Origin of the sequence: Rathayibacter sp. AY2B3, assembly GCF_002931755.1 — a bacterium.
Lineage (GTDB): Bacteria > Actinomycetota > Actinomycetes > Actinomycetales > Microbacteriaceae > Rathayibacter.
Genome location: NZ_PSUG01000005.1, coordinates 12,168 through 25,330, shown reverse-complemented (window position 1 = coordinate 25,330; position 13,163 = coordinate 12,168). Strand labels below are relative to the sequence as shown.

The following is a 13,163-nucleotide window of genomic DNA, read 5'->3' as shown; positions in this document are numbered from 1 at the left end:
TCTAGCGAGTCGCCCGCGCCTACGCTGGACCGGTGACCGCCACCCTCGTCGCCAAGGGCCTCTCCGGAGGCTATGCGCATCGCACCCTGTTCGACGGACTCGACCTGACGGTCGCCCCCGGGGACGTGGTGGGCGTCGTGGGGGCGAACGGAGCCGGCAAGTCGACACTCCTGCGCATCCTCGCCGGCGAGACGGCCCCGCTCGAGGGCTCCGTCGTGCTCTCGCCGGGCGACGCGTTCGTCGGCTGGCTGCCGCAGGAGCACGAGCGCCGCGAGGGCGAGACCGTCGCCGGGTACATCGCACGCCGCACCGGCTGCGCCGAGGCCTCCGCCGAGCTCGACGCCGCCGCCTCCGCGCTGGCCGACCCCGATCCCGACGGCTCGATCGCCGACCGCTACGCCCTCGCGCTCGACCGCTGGCTCGCGAGCGGAGCAGCCGATCTCGACGAGCGCACCCCGGTCGTCCTGGCCGACCTGGGCCTGTCGCTCGGCGCCGCGGCGGCCTCCTCGACGATGACCTCCCTCTCCGGCGGGCAGGCGGCGCGGGTGGGCCTCGCGGCGCTGCTGCTCTCGCGCTTCGACGTGGTGCTGCTCGACGAGCCGACCAACGACCTCGACCTCGACGGCCTGGAGCGCCTGGAGGCCTTCGTCCGCGGACTCCGCGGCGGCGCGGTGCTCGTCAGCCACGACCGCGAGTTCCTCGCCCGCAGCGTCACCCGCGTGCTCGAGCTCGACCTCGCGCAGGGCACCAACCGGGTCTACGGAGGCGGCTACGACGCCTTCCTGGAGGAGCGCGAGACCGCGCGCCGCCAGCGCCGCGAGAAGTACGAGGACTTCGCCGAGCAGAAGGCCGACCTGGTCTCCCGCGCCCGCACCCAGCGGGAGTGGTCGAGCCAGGGCGTGCGCAACGCGATGAAGAAGGCCCCCGACAACGACAAGATCCGCCGCAAGGCCTCGGTGGAGTCGAGCGAGAAGCAGGCGCAGAAGGTGCGCCAGATGGAGAGCCGGATCGCGAGGCTCGAGGAGGTCGAGGAGCCGCGCAAGGAGTGGCAGCTCGCCTTCACGATCGGCAGCGCCCCGCGCTCGAGCTCGGTCGTCTCGACGCTGAACGGCGCGGTCGCCCGCCGCGGCTCCTTCACGCTCGGGCCGGTGTCGCTCCAGGTCGACGCGGGCGACCGGATCGGCATCACCGGGCCCAACGGCGCCGGCAAGTCGACGCTGCTGTCGCTCCTCCTCGGCCGCGCAGAGCCGGAGGAGGGCGGCGCCTCACTCGGCGCGAGCGTCGCGATCGGCGAGATCGACCAGGCCCGCGGGATGCTCGCCGCCGAGGTGCCGCTCGCGGACGCGTTCGAGGCGCTGGTGCCCGAGTGGCCGACGGCCGAGGTGCGCACGCTCCTGGCGAAGTTCGGGCTGAAGGCCGACCACGTCGGCCGCCGCGTCGGCGAGCTCTCGCCGGGCGAGCGGACGCGGGCCGCCCTGGCGCTCCTGCAGGCCCGCGGCACGAACCTGCTGGTGCTGGACGAGCCGACGAACCACCTCGACCTCGTCGCCATCGAGCAGCTGGAGGAGGCGCTCGAGGCGTACGAGGGCACGCTGCTGCTGGTCACCCACGACCGGCGGATGCTCGAGACGGTGCAGCTGACGCGGCACTGGCACGTCGAGGCGGGCGTCGTCACCGAGGCGTGACGCCCGCCGCGGCGTCAGTCGCCGGAGGCGCGGGCCGCCTCGTCCTCGCGCCAGCCGGCCTCCTTCTGCACGTACTCGTTGTCGGCGAAGTCCGCGAAGTCGCTCTCGTCGGTGATCCGGCGCACCTCGAGGCGGTTGCCGGGCACCAGGGGGCAGCGCAGCGCCCACTCGCGGGCCTGCTCCTTGGAGTCGACCCCGATGATCCAGAAGCCGTTGAAGAGCGACTCCGTCGGGCCGTAGGCGCCGTCGACGACGGTCGGCGGCTCGGAGGAGAAGTCGACCACGAAGCCGGAGGAGGCGATGTCGTCGGCCAGGCCGTCGCCCGAGAGCAGCACGCCCGCCTCGATCATGGCCTCGTTGTACTGACCCATCCGGGTGATGATCTCGTCGAACGGGATCGCGGCGTAGGCCTCCTTCGCCGCATCGGTCGCGCGCATGATCAGCATGTACTTCATCGGGTCTCCCTGGGGGTCGGTGCGCGGGGGCGCTGGGCCCACTCTGGCCCATCCGGGGCACCGGCGGAACGGCGGATCCCGAGCGTCTCCGCCGCGGGGGCGAGCGCGGAGCGGCGGACCTTGCCCGCGTCGCTCCGGACGGGCTCGTGCACGATCCGGAGAGCCCGGAGGCGCCGCTCGGCGCCCAGCTCGGCGTTCGCCCGAGCGAGCAGGCCGGCCGGGTCCGCGTCCGCCTCGCCCACGTCGACGACCGCCTCCACCGCCTGCCCCAGCTCCGCGTCCGGCACGCCGAAGGCGACCGCCCCGCGGACTCCGGGCAGTGCCTCCAGCACCCGCTCGACCTCCGCCGGCCAGACGCTCACTCCGCCCCGGAGGATCAGGTCGTCGGCGCGGTCGACCACCCAGAGCCACCCGTCCCCGTCAACGCGGCCGACATCGCCGAGGGTGTCCCAGCCCTCCTCCGTCCGCCGCGAGCCGGCGCCGAGGTAGCGGTAGGCGGGGGCCTCCCCCCGGTGCAGCCAGATGCGGCCGAGCTCGCCGGTCGGAGCCTCCGTGCCGTCCTCCCGCAGAATGCGGAGCGTCGTCCCGCCGATCGGCCGCCCGACACTGCCCGGACGCTCCAGCCACTCCCGCCCCGTGATCATCGTCAGCCCGTTCGACTCGCTGCCCGCGTAGACCTCGACCACCCGCTCCGGCCCGAGCCAGCCGATCAGCGCCCGCTTGTCGGCGGGCGCGCAGGGCGCTCCGAGGTGCAGCACCGTCGCGAGTGAGGACACGTCCGTCCTCGACCGCTCGGGCGCGGCCAGCAGGCGGCGGATCGTGGTCGGGACGAGCAGGGTCCAGGTCACGCGGTGCTCCTCGATCGCCGCGAGGACCCGGGCGGCGTCGAATCGCGGCAGCAGCACCAGGCGCTGCCCGGTCATCAGCCCGCGGAAGGCGTAGGTGAAGGTCGCCGAGTGCATCAGCGGACCGCTCACCAGCTGCACGCCCTCGCGCGGCAGGAACGGCGCGACCGGCGCCTCCGGGTCCAGCAGCGCCGGGCCCGCGGCGAGCACCACCTTCGGCCGCCCGGTGCTGCCGGAGGAGGTGGGCGCCTTCCAGGACGAGGCCCACCGGTCCTCGAGCGGGCCGGCCGGCACCTCGGGCCCGGGCCGCCAGTCGCCCGCCCGCCACGGGACGGCGGCGGAGGAGGAGGGTGCGCCGATGACGAGTGCCGGCCGCGCGATCCGCTCCACCTCGGCGCGCTCCGCCGCCGACAGCCCGGTCGAGACCGGCTGCGGCACGGCGCCCGCCTTCCAGATCGCCGCGCAGACGACGAGCGCGTCCAGCGAGTTCGGGAGCGAGACGGTGACGAGGTCGTCGGTCCGGACGCCGAGCTCGCGGTAGGCGCGGGCGAGGCGGGCGCTCTCGCGGTCCAGCTCCCCCGCCGTCAGCGCGCCCTCGTCCGCCACGGCGACGATCCGGTCGGGATCGGCGTCGGCGAGGCCGGTGACGATGCGCGAGATCGACCGGCGGGTCACCGGCGGCGTCCGATCGTGTCCACGCTGCAGGACGGAGTCATCCGGGGGCGCCCGCTCTCGCGGATCCCGGCCCGTCCGGAGGAGTTCCTCCCGAGTCCTGGACCGAGCCGTCGAGCACGCGCTCGTAGAACCGCAGGTGCGCGGCCGCGACGTCGTTCCAGGAGTGCGAGGCGGCCAGGGCCCGGCCGTCCGGCGAGGGCAGCGTCAGGGCCTCCTCCAGTGCGTCGGCGAAGGAAGCGGGGTCCCGCCCGTAGCGGACCGCGTCCCCGAACACCTCGCGGATCACCGGCAGCTCCCGCGCCACGACCGGCACCCCCGCGGCGAGCGCCTCCATCGCCGCCAGCCCGAACCCCTCCTTCACCGAGACGAAGCCCAGCGCGGAGGCGCCGGCGACGAGCGGAGCGAGCCTCTCCTCCGCAACGGTGCCGAGGATCACCGGGGCGACCCCGAGCTCGAGAGCCCTCCGGTCGAAGGCGGCCCGGTACTCGCGGTAGTCGAACAGGGTCTCGCCGCCGCCGAGCACCAGCGCGACGTCGTGGCCGCGCTCGCGCAGCAGAGCCCACGCCTCGAGCAGCTCGATGCTGCCCTTCCGCGGCTCGATGCCGCCGAGGGCGAGGAGGTACGGGCCGAGCTCGGCGCGCCAGGCCCCGGTGAGCGGATCGTCGACGGCGGCCGCGAACCGCGCCGCGTCGACACCGTTCGGGATCACGTCGGGCAGCAGCCCCCAGCCCGCGCGCACCTCCTCGGCGACGGCGGCGGACACGCACAGCCGGGCCCGGGGGAGCCGGACGGCGCGGTCGTGGCAGGCCCGCAGCTCCGGGGTGGTGAAGTCGTCCAGGTGGTGGATCGTGCGGATCGGCGCGAGTCCGGCGGCGAGTGCCGCATTGGCCGAGATGCAGTCCTGCGCGTGGACGACCGCGGCGTCCTCACCCCGCAGGGCCTCGGCCATCGCCGCGATGGACCGCACGATGCGGGCGCCGACCGGCTCGCCCTCGCGGTGCGGGAAGGGCACCACCCGCACGCTCACGGACGGATCGACGGGGCGGAAGAAGGAGGCGTCGCCGCCTCGGGCGAGGGTGTGCACCGTGACGTCGTGTCCGGCGCGCGCGAGCGCCTCAGCGAGGGCGAGGGTGTGCACCACCCCGCCGCGCGGCCGGGTGGAGTAGGTCAGCAGGCGGATCCGCATCTCAGCTCCGGTAGGCGTGCTCCGCGCGGTCGCGGAGGTGGTGCATCGTGCGGCGGGCGCGGGCGACGGAGCCGGCGACGTCGGCGGAGGCGAGCGCGAGCCCGCCCTTCGCCCAGGTCTTCGCGACGATCTCTCCCGCCGGGTCCACGACTTTCGCCTGCCCGAGGAACCGCAGGCCGCCGAGCACGCCGGTCTGGTTCGAGGAGACGAGGTAGACCTGGTTCTCGGCGGCGCGGGCGCAGTCGTAGAGATCGAACAGGTGGGCCTGGCGGTCGTTGCGGATCCGATCGGAGCGGTCGGTCACGCTCGCGGGCCACGCGCTGAGGCAGGCCAGCACCTCCGCGCCGTCGAGGGCCAGCGAACGCGAGGACTCCGGGAAGGTCTTGTCGAAGTCGATCAGCATCCCCATCCTCCCGATCGGCGAGTCGAAGGCGGCGAAGCCGCTGCCCGGCAGGTACGCCTCGGACTCGCCCAGCGGCAGGTGGACCTTGCGGTGGGTGCCGATCACGCGCCCGCCGTGCACGCAGACGGCGGTGTCGTAGCGGAGCTCGCGCCCGCCCTCGAGCGCGCGCTCCGCGATCCCGAAGCACACGGTGAGATCGCCCGCCAGCTCGGCCACGCGGGCGACCTCCGGCCCGTCGAGCTCGAGGCTCGGCGGCAGGTCCGGCCCGGGGTGCTGGAGGTCGAGCAGGTAGCCGCCGAGGGTCGCGTCCGGGAGCACCAGCAGGTCGACCGAGCGCTCGCGCGCGTGGGCGATGATGCCGGCGAGCTTGGCGAGGGTGCGGTCGATGTCGCGACCGAAGTGCGCTGCGACCGCACCCATCACCGTCTCCGTCATGCGAGGAGGCTATCCGGCGAGATCCGGCTCGCGCTCCCGCGTGAAGCGCCCCGCCTCGCGCACGCGCCGGACCTCCTCCGCCAGGTGCCCCGCGTCGCGGGCGATCGCCTCGAAGCGGCCGGACCCCCAGGTGTGCAGCCACGGCAGCCCGAGGAACGACAGGCCCGGCACGCTCGTCACTCCGCGCTGGTGGGTGGGGTGGCCGGCGCCGTCGAACACGCCGATCTCGACCCAGCGGTAGTCGGAGCGGAACCCGACCGCCCAGACGACGCTGCCGATGCCCGCGAGGTCGAGCCCGGTCGCCTCGGACTCCGGCCGCCAGACCGGACGGTAGCGGGCCTCCTCGGGAGCGTCGATGCCGTGCGCCGCGATGTAGCGGTCGATGTCGTCCTTGATCGACTCCGCGACCGAGTCCGCGTAGTCGAGCGACGCCTCCGCCGTGGGGGCGAAGCGCAGCCGCGACCCCTCCACCTCGGCCAGCCGGCCGTAGAGGTGCATCCCGTCGCGGGCGAAGGTGCGCAGGTCGATGTCCCGCCCGCCCCCGCGCCCCGTCACGTAGTGGTTGGTCGACTCCCGCTTGGTGAGCCCGCCGACCTGCGCGTGGACGGGCACGTCGTACACGCCCATGTCCTGGAGCCAGGCGACGCAGTCGCGGCCCCGGTAGAAGCGCGCCACCCGCGGCGCGCTGCCGAGGGCGAGGTGGACGTCGCGCCCGGCGAGGAAGAGGTCCTCGGCGATCTGCGCGCCCGACTGCCCGGAGCCGACGACGAGCACGCCGCCGGGCGGGAGCGCCTGCGGCGAGCGGTAGTCGGCGGAGTGGAGCTGCAGCACGTCCGCCGGCAGCCGCGCGGCGACGGCGGGGAGGACCGGGCGGTGGTAGCCGCCGGTCGCCACGACGACCTGGTCGGCCGTGATCGAGCCCGCGCTCGTGACCAGCTCGAACCCTCCCCCGGCGCGCTCGCGGAGTCGGCTCACCTCCACGCCCTCCACCACGGGGGCGTCGAAGCTCTGCGCGTAGCGGCGGACCCACGCGTGCACCTCGTCGCGCGTCATGAAGCCGTCCGGGTCCGGCCCGTCGTAGGCGTACCCGGGGAGGCGGCACTGCCAGTTCGGCGTGACGAGGGTGAAGGCGTCCCAGCGGCGGTCGACCCAGTCGTGGCCGATGCTCGCGCGCTCGAGCACCAGGTGCTCGATGCCGTCGTCGACCAGGTGCCGGCTGATCGAGAGCCCGGCCTGCCCGCCTCCGACCACCGCGACCTCGACGTGGCGCCCGGGCTCGATCACGGCGCTCACGGCCGCACCCGCTGCCCGGCCGGGGCCGGCGGCTCCATCGCGAGCACCCTGACCGTGCCGCCCTCGAAGCGCTGCGCCGTGCGGAGGATGTCGGACTCCTGCTGCATCGCGGAGGTGCAGGCGAACCCGAACCGCTCCCGCACCCGGTCCGACGCGATGCGCAGCGCCTCGCTCGAACGGGCGACGAAGTCCTCGATCGAGTAGGCGGTCCCGGTCCCGAGGAACTCGTGCACGACCAGGCTCGGCGAGTAGCAGCGCTCCTCCGAGCCGTCCGGCCAGCGGACGTGGAAGGTCATCTCAGGCATGGACGAGTCCTCCATTCCAGACGCGGTCGATGTCGTAGGCGTCGGGCCGACGGTCGCGCAGGTGGAACATCCCGCCGCGCATCGCCTCGAACGTGCCGCGCACATCGATGTCGGCGACGGCCGTGCCTGCTCCGAGCAGCGTCGTCGCGAGCACGTTGCCGCCGGGATCGACGACCTTCGCGTTCCCGACGTAGCGGAGCGAGCCGAAGGTCCCCGACTGGTTCGAGGCGAGCCAGAACACCTGGTTGTCGAGGGCGCGGGCGATGTCGAACTGGTTGAACCGGTAGGTCCAGCGGTCCTCCTGCAGGTTCTCGGCCGTCGCCGTCCGAGCGGCCGGCCACGCCGAGAGCGAGGCGATGATCTCGGCGCCGTCCAGCGCCATCGACCGGGCCGCCTCGGGGAACGCCTTGTCGTAGCAGATCTGCAGGCCCACCCGGCCGACCGGCGTCTCGAAGGTGCCGTAGCCCGGGCCCGGCGAGTACGAGAGGTGCTCGCCCAGCGGCTGGTGCACCTTGCGGTAGCTGCCGTACACCTGCCCGCCGTCCAGCAGCGCGGCCGCGTTGTAGCGGGTCTGGCCGTCGTCGTCGAGCTCGCAGAAGCCGATCGCCACCATCAGGTCGCCGACGATCTCCTGCACCCGCCGCAGCTCCGGCCCGTCCAGGCGCACCGCCGGCGGGAGGGAGCGGCGGGTGGTGGCGACCGTGTCGCCGTGGTTGCCGAGTGAGGAGAGGTAGCCGCCGATCGCGGCCTCGGGGAGCACGAGGAAGCGCACTCCCCTCTCGCGGGCCTCCTCCGCCAGAGAGGCGATGAGGGCGTAGTTCTGCTCCAGGTCGCGGGTGAAGTTCGCCGCGACCGATCCGACGAGGGTCATCGCGATCGCCTACAGGTTGTAGGTGGAGTTGATGATCGCGCCCTTGCGGGCGTAGTGGATGAGCGCGTCCTGCACGTCGAGCGGGTGGCAGGGGATGCAGCCCTCGATCAGGTCCTCCTCGCGGAGGCCGTGCAGCGCCATGCCGAACCGGCAGACGAAGACGCGGTTGCCCTCCTGGATGAAGGTCTCGATCGCGTTGTTGAGGTTCTGCTCGCCGGGGAATCCGGAGTCGCCGACCGTCGGGAAGCCGCGGGTGGCCATCGCGTTGATGGTGCCGGGCCCGTAGAAGTAGAGCGCGGACTCGTAGCCCTTGCGCGCCGCGCGGGTGGCCTGGAGCACCGCGACGAAGCTGACCGAGGACTCGTGGGCGATGCCGTGCACGAGGGTCAGGTACGACTCCCCGGGCTCGGCCTGGTAGTCGGGGAAGACCTTGGTGGAGCCGTAGAGGTTGCTGCCCTTCGGGAGCGCCGGGTGGGCGATCTCGGAGCGCGACTTCTCGATGTTGGCGCTGACCTGGTCTTCGATCTCCTGGGAGACGGACATGGTTCCTCCTGGTGTCGGTCCGCCGAAGCGGCGTGCGAGTGCATGGCTCCGGCGGGATGCGCTGAGACGACGCGGGAAGACGTCCGCCGGGGTGGAGCAGTGGTGCGGAGTGGAACGCGTCCAGTCAACGGCCGGGATGTTTCGGAGTGGTTTCCACCGGAAGAAGCTCCCGTGACGGCGCATCCGTAACGAGACCGCGTTCCTCCCGTCACGAGGGCGAAACACGATGCGCCTTGACTGGGGGGCGAGACGACCGCACCGACATCCCGGCCGCCGCTGTGCGCGGCCCGTCCGGCCCGCACCGCGGTGCCACGAAGGAGTCCTCGTGACCGATCTCCGCAGTCCCTCCCCCGCGTCCTCGCCACCGGCGACGGGCGGGGCGCACTCCGGCCCGCACTCGACCGGGATCCGCCGCACCGGCCCCTCCGCCCTCCGCACCCGCGTCGACATCGCCCTGCAGGGCATCCGCGTCGAGGCACCGGTGCACCGCGAGGCCGGCGCCGGCCCGAGCGACGACGGGCACGTGATGCTCGGCGGCCTGGGCGCCGCGATCCCGGTGAACCCCGACAGCCCCTACGTGGTGAGCGGGAACCGCCTCCTGCTCGAGGGCGCCGACATCGGCCTGGACGTGACTCCCGTCCGCCGCCCGCGCTTCTACGACCTCGACACCGCCGACGGCGTCTCCTACGAGAAGATCGCCCGGCTGCACGGCCGCGACATCCTCGCGACCACTGTCGTGCAGACCTGCATGCGCTACGACGAGGCGGAGCGCTGCCGCTTCTGCGCGATCGAGGCCTCGCTCGAGGCCGGCGCGACCATCGCGGTCAAGACCCCGGCCCAGCTCGCCGAGGTCGCGGAGGCGGCGGTCCGCCTCGACGGCGTGCGCCAGATGGTGATGACCACCGGCACTTCCAAAGGCCGCGACCGCGGAGCGGCCCACCTCGCGCGCTGCGTCCGCGCGGTGCTCGCGGCGGTCCCCGGGCTGCCGATCCAGGTGCAGTGCGAGCCGCCGTCCGACGTCTCGGCGCTGCAGGCGCTGAAGGACGCGGGCGCCGTCTCGATCGGCATCCACGTGGAGTCGATGGACGACGCGGTGCGGCAGCGCTGGACCCCGGGCAAGGCGCGGGTGAGCCTGGACGAGTACCGCTGGGCGTGGCGCGAGGCGGTGCGGATCTTCGGCCGCAACCAGGTCTCGACCTACCTCCTGGTGGGCCTGGGCGAGGACCCGGACGAGCTGGTCGCGAGCGCCCGCGAGCTGATCGGGATGGGGGTCTACCCCTTCGTGGTGCCCTTCCGTCCGCTGCGCGGGACACTCGCGACCGAGGTCGACCACGTGCTCCCGCCGGCCGGGTCGCTCCTGGAGCGGGTCAGCGCCGAGGTCGCCGCGCTCCTGATCGAGGCCGGGATGCTGAGCAGCGGTCAGAGCGCGGGCTGCGCGGCGTGCGGGGCGTGCGGCGTCCTGAAGACGGCCGGCGCCTGATGGTGGAGCTCTCGATCCTCGAGGGCGTGCGCGTCGCCCCTCCGTTCACGGTGGTGCGCGCGGAGGAGCGCGAGCTCGCCGCGCACCGGGCCCTGCGGCGCGAGGTCTTCGTCGCCGAGCAGGGGATGTTCGCGGGCGACGACCACGACGACTCCGACGACGATCCGCGCTCGGTGGTGCTCGTCGCGGTGGCTCCGGACGGCGCGGTGGTCGGCGGGGTCCGTCTCGCGCCGGTCGGCGGCGGACGCGACCTGGGCTGGTGGACCGGCAGCCGCCTGGTGGTGGCGCGCGAGGCGCGGGGCGGCTCCGGGATCGGCGCCGCCCTCGTGCGCGCGGCCTGCGCAGAGGCGGAGGCGCGCGGGGTGCTCCGCTTCGAGGCCTCGGTGCAGCTGCGCAACGAGGTGCTGTTCCGGCGGCTCGGCTGGCGGAGGATCGGCACGAGCACCGTCGCCGGAATCGAGCACGCCCGGATGCGCTGGCCGATCGACCGGCTCGACCGGGCGGCGACCGCGGCCAAGGCGGCCCTCGGCGCCCTGCTGGCTCCGCTGGCGGCCGACGGCGGCCTCGGCGGGGCGGGCTTCGTCGGCGACGACGGAGCACCGGTGCCGGGCAGCGACCTGGTCGCCGTCTGCGACGCGATCGTCCCGTCCATGGTGGAGCGGCACCCGGAGTGGGCGGGGTGGTGCTCCGTGCTGGTCAACGTCAACGATCTGACCGCGATGGGCGCGACCGGGATCGGGCTGATGGACGCGATCGGCGCTCGCGACGCCGCCGCCGCCGCGCGCATCGTCAGCGGTCTGCGGGCCGCGTCCGCCGCCTGGGGCGTCCCCGTGCTCGGCGGGCACACCCAGCTCGGAGTGCCGGCGGCACTGAGCGTGACCGGTCTCGGCCGTGCCGCGCAGCCGGTGCCGGGCGCCGCCGCTCCGGGCGACGAGCTCTCGCTGACGGCCGACCTCGGCGGCGGCTGGCGGCCCGGCTTCGCGGGCGCCCAGTGGGACTCGACCTCGTCGCGGCGCGCGGAGGAGCTCCGGGCGATGGCCGCCTCCGTCGGACTCGCGCGGCCGAGGGCTGCGAAGGACGTGAGCATGGCCGGGCTGGTGGGGACGGTCGGCATGCTCGCCGAAGCCAGCGGAGGAGGAGCGGTGCTCGACCTCGCGGCGGTCCCCGTCCCCGAGGCGGCCGGCACCGCCGACTGGCTCGGCTGCTTCCCCGGCTTCGCGATGATCACCGCCGACCGGCGGGGGGAGTCGCGGATGGGCACGCCCTGGACCGCGACGGCCGTGGTGGGCGGCGTCGTCACGGAGCCGGGCGTGCGGCTGCGCTGGCCGGACGGCGAGGAGACGACGGCGATCGCCGGTGCGGTGACGGGGCTCGGCGCAGCGGGCTGACGGGGCGGGTCGGGCCGAGCCGGTCGGGTCGGGTCGGGTCGGCGGTGCATCCTCCTCGCGGCGGCCCTGCGCCGCAACCCCCGCGCCGACCCTCCGCGATCGGCGGAGACTGGCGACGGCCCGCCGCTCGACGGGCGCTCATCGACGGAAGGAACGACCCCATGGTGGATCTCGGAGGACTCGCGGACAAGGCGAAGAACGCCGCGAACAGCGACAAGGGCGAGGAGCTGACCGACAAGGGACTCGACAAGGCGGGCGACGCCGCCGACTCCGCGACCGGCGGGAAGTTCGCCGGCCAGGTCGACAAGGCCCAGGAGGCCGGCGACCAGCACGTCGGCAACGACTGACCCCGCGGGGCGGCCCTCCCGCGCTGTCGCGGAGGGCCGCCCGTCCGTCAGTTCCGGTCGCCGAGCCCGCGCAGCAGCGCCCGCACCACGGCGACGGAGCGGTCGGCCGCGTCGTCGACGTGCGCCTCGAACTCGCCGGGGGCGCAGAGGTCCGAGATCCCGCGGACCGAGACGAACGGCAGCCCGTGCACGTGCGCCGTCTGCGCGAGTGCGACCGACTCCATGTCGGTGGCGAGCGCGCCGGGAAAGTCGCTCCGCACGCGGTCCACGTGGGCGCTGGAGACGAAGACGTCGCTCGAGACGATCAGGCCGCGGCGCACCGGCGGCCCCTCGGGCAGGTCGAGCTCCGCGGCGAGCGCCGCGTCGTCCCCGGAGTAGCGGGCGGGCATTCCCGGGACCTGCCCGAGCGCGTAGCCGAACGCCCGCGCATCGGCGTCGGTCTGCACGTGCTCGGCGCCGATCACGACCTCGCCCACGCGGACGTCGGCGCCCAGGCCGCCGGCGGTCCCCGCGCTCACCACGAGCGGCCGCTCGCCGGCCTCCCGCAGGATCGCCGCGGTGAGACCGCCGGACGCGTTGACGAGACCGATGCCGGTGCGGACGAGCAGCACCGCCCGGGAGTCGAGCTCGAGCTCCCACTGCAGCGCGTTGCCGACGGCGCGGGGCTCGGAGGCGCTGGTCGCGGCGGCGAGGAACGGCACGGCCTCCTCGTCCATCGCGACCAGGACGATCGCCGTGCTCACGCGGTGACCGTCTCCCACTCCGAGCGGTGCGCGAGGAACGTGCGCGCCGCCTCCTGCGCCCCCTCGAGGGAGTGGTTGGCGCCCCAGCCGCACTGGGTCTCGTTGGCCGCCGGGACCTCGTCGGCCTCGGTGATGTCCTGGAGCGTCGCCTCGACGAGGCCGAGCACCTCGGAGAGCTCGGGCTCGCCCGAGAGGAGCAGGTAGAAGCCGGTCTGGCAGCCCATCGGCGAGAAGTCGATCACGCGGTCGGAGTGGTTGCGGGACTTCTCGGCGAACAGGTGCTCGAGCGAGTGCACGGTGGGCATCTCGAGGTGCCCGCGGTTGGGCTGCGTGAAGCGCACGTCGTACTTGACGAGGTGGTCGCCTCCGGGCAGCGTCTTCGCGTCGGCGAGGCGCACGTACGGCGCGGCGACGGTGCGGTGGTCGAGGTTGAACGACTCGACGTTCATGCGCGGCTGATCCACGGTGGTCTCCTTCGCTGGGGGTCCCTCCATTGTCCTCCGCTGCGC

The 13,163-nt window shown here is 74.3% G+C and carries 14 protein-coding genes; 4 read left to right on the top strand and 10 right to left on the bottom strand.

Annotated elements, in window-relative coordinates:
* The first annotated feature begins 32 nt into the window (after positions 1–32).
* Positions 33–1,685 (top strand): ABC-F family ATP-binding cassette domain-containing protein, encoded by a 1,653-nt coding sequence (locus C5C24_RS02865; RefSeq protein ID WP_104275526.1) that lies wholly within the window; start codon positions 33–35, stop codon positions 1,683–1,685.
* 14 nt (positions 1,686–1,699) lie between these two features.
* Here the strand turns inward: C5C24_RS02865 and C5C24_RS02860 are convergent, their stop codons facing one another.
* From C5C24_RS02860 to C5C24_RS02825, 8 genes are read right to left on the bottom strand one after another with little or no spacing between them, the layout of a single operon-like run.
* Positions 1,700–2,140, bottom strand: coding sequence for a YciI family protein (locus C5C24_RS02860; protein WP_104281283.1), 441 nt, complete (start codon positions 2,138–2,140; stop codon positions 1,700–1,702).
* On the bottom strand, positions 2,137–3,660 hold the full coding sequence (locus C5C24_RS02855; protein WP_104304259.1) for an AMP-binding protein: 1,524 nt from the start codon (positions 3,658–3,660) through the stop codon (positions 2,137–2,139). The genes C5C24_RS02860 and C5C24_RS02855 overlap by 4 nt, the downstream gene beginning before the upstream one ends.
* A 37-nt stretch (positions 3,661–3,697) precedes the next feature.
* Positions 3,698–4,846, bottom strand: coding sequence for an MSMEG_0565 family glycosyltransferase (locus C5C24_RS02850; RefSeq protein ID WP_104304258.1), 1,149 nt, complete (start codon positions 4,844–4,846; stop codon positions 3,698–3,700).
* A 1-nt stretch (position 4,847) separates the two neighbouring features.
* The gene (locus C5C24_RS02845) at positions 4,848–5,684 is read right to left on the bottom strand and encodes a carbon-nitrogen hydrolase family protein (protein ID WP_104275522.1); all 837 of its coding nucleotides are present in this window, start codon (positions 5,682–5,684) and stop codon (positions 4,848–4,850) included.
* A 9-nt stretch (positions 5,685–5,693) separates the two neighbouring features.
* Positions 5,694–6,977, bottom strand: coding sequence for an MSMEG_0569 family flavin-dependent oxidoreductase (locus C5C24_RS02840; protein ID WP_219812819.1), 1,284 nt, complete (start codon positions 6,975–6,977; stop codon positions 5,694–5,696).
* Positions 6,974–7,282: an MSMEG_0570 family nitrogen starvation response protein gene (locus tag C5C24_RS02835; protein ID WP_104281286.1), complete on the bottom strand. Its 309-nt coding sequence runs from the start codon at positions 7,280–7,282 to the stop codon at positions 6,974–6,976. The genes C5C24_RS02840 and C5C24_RS02835 overlap by 4 nt, the downstream gene beginning before the upstream one ends.
* On the bottom strand, positions 7,275–8,153 hold the full coding sequence (locus C5C24_RS02830; RefSeq protein WP_104275520.1) for a carbon-nitrogen hydrolase family protein: 879 nt from the start codon (positions 8,151–8,153) through the stop codon (positions 7,275–7,277). Before C5C24_RS02830 ends, C5C24_RS02835 begins: the two co-directional genes overlap by 8 nt.
* A 9-nt stretch (positions 8,154–8,162) precedes the next feature.
* Complete coding sequence (locus C5C24_RS02825) at positions 8,163–8,696, bottom strand: MSMEG_0572/Sll0783 family nitrogen starvation response protein (RefSeq protein WP_104275519.1); 534 nt, start codon at positions 8,694–8,696, stop codon at positions 8,163–8,165.
* Positions 8,697–9,021: 325 nt separating this feature from the next.
* Between C5C24_RS02825 and C5C24_RS02820 the strand changes: the two genes are divergently transcribed.
* From C5C24_RS02820 to C5C24_RS02810, 3 genes are all read left to right on the top strand, one after another.
* Positions 9,022–10,176 (top strand): MSMEG_0568 family radical SAM protein, encoded by a 1,155-nt coding sequence (locus C5C24_RS02820; RefSeq protein ID WP_258065024.1) that lies wholly within the window; start codon positions 9,022–9,024, stop codon positions 10,174–10,176.
* Complete coding sequence (locus C5C24_RS02815) at positions 10,176–11,564, top strand: MSMEG_0567/sll0787 family protein (protein ID WP_104304257.1); 1,389 nt, start codon at positions 10,176–10,178, stop codon at positions 11,562–11,564. Before C5C24_RS02820 ends, C5C24_RS02815 begins: the two co-directional genes overlap by 1 nt.
* 161 nt (positions 11,565–11,725) lie before the next feature.
* A complete protein-coding gene (locus tag C5C24_RS02810) occupies positions 11,726–11,911 on the top strand; it encodes an antitoxin (RefSeq protein WP_104275516.1) in 186 nt (61 codons plus the stop codon).
* A 47-nt stretch (positions 11,912–11,958) separates the two neighbouring features.
* Here C5C24_RS02810 and mtnN read toward each other — a convergent pair whose 3' ends face one another.
* Positions 11,959–12,654 (bottom strand): 5'-methylthioadenosine/S-adenosylhomocysteine nucleosidase, encoded by a 696-nt coding sequence (mtnN, locus tag C5C24_RS02805; protein WP_258065023.1) that lies wholly within the window; start codon positions 12,652–12,654, stop codon positions 11,959–11,961.
* Positions 12,651–13,148 (bottom strand): S-ribosylhomocysteine lyase, encoded by a 498-nt coding sequence (locus C5C24_RS02800; protein WP_308470742.1) that lies wholly within the window; start codon positions 13,146–13,148, stop codon positions 12,651–12,653. Before C5C24_RS02800 ends, mtnN begins: the two co-directional genes overlap by 4 nt.
* Between the last annotated feature and the right edge of the window lie 15 nt (positions 13,149–13,163).

Bases quoted from the DNA above. Each gene is read 5' to 3' on its own strand.
- C5C24_RS02860 (WP_104281283.1), bottom strand. From the start codon at position 2,140: ATGAAGTACATGCTGATCATGCGCGCGACCGATGCGGCGAAGGAGGCC.
- C5C24_RS02850 (WP_104304258.1), bottom strand. From the start codon at position 4,846: ATGCGGATCCGCCTGCTGACCTACTCCACCCGGCCGCGCGGCGGGGTG.
- C5C24_RS02845 (WP_104275522.1), bottom strand. From the start codon at position 5,684: ATGACGGAGACGGTGATGGGTGCGGTCGCAGCGCACTTCGGTCGCGAC.
- C5C24_RS02835 (WP_104281286.1), bottom strand. From the start codon at position 7,282: ATGCCTGAGATGACCTTCCACGTCCGCTGGCCGGACGGCTCGGAGGAG.
- C5C24_RS02830 (WP_104275520.1), bottom strand. From the start codon at position 8,153: ATGACCCTCGTCGGATCGGTCGCGGCGAACTTCACCCGCGACCTGGAG.
- C5C24_RS02825 (WP_104275519.1), bottom strand. From the start codon at position 8,696: ATGTCCGTCTCCCAGGAGATCGAAGACCAGGTCAGCGCCAACATCGAG.
- C5C24_RS02815 (WP_104304257.1), top strand. From the start codon at position 10,176: ATGGTGGAGCTCTCGATCCTCGAGGGCGTGCGCGTCGCCCCTCCGTTC.
- C5C24_RS02810 (WP_104275516.1), top strand. From the start codon at position 11,726: ATGGTGGATCTCGGAGGACTCGCGGACAAGGCGAAGAACGCCGCGAAC.
- C5C24_RS02800 (WP_308470742.1), bottom strand. From the start codon at position 13,148: ATGGAGGGACCCCCAGCGAAGGAGACCACCGTGGATCAGCCGCGCATG.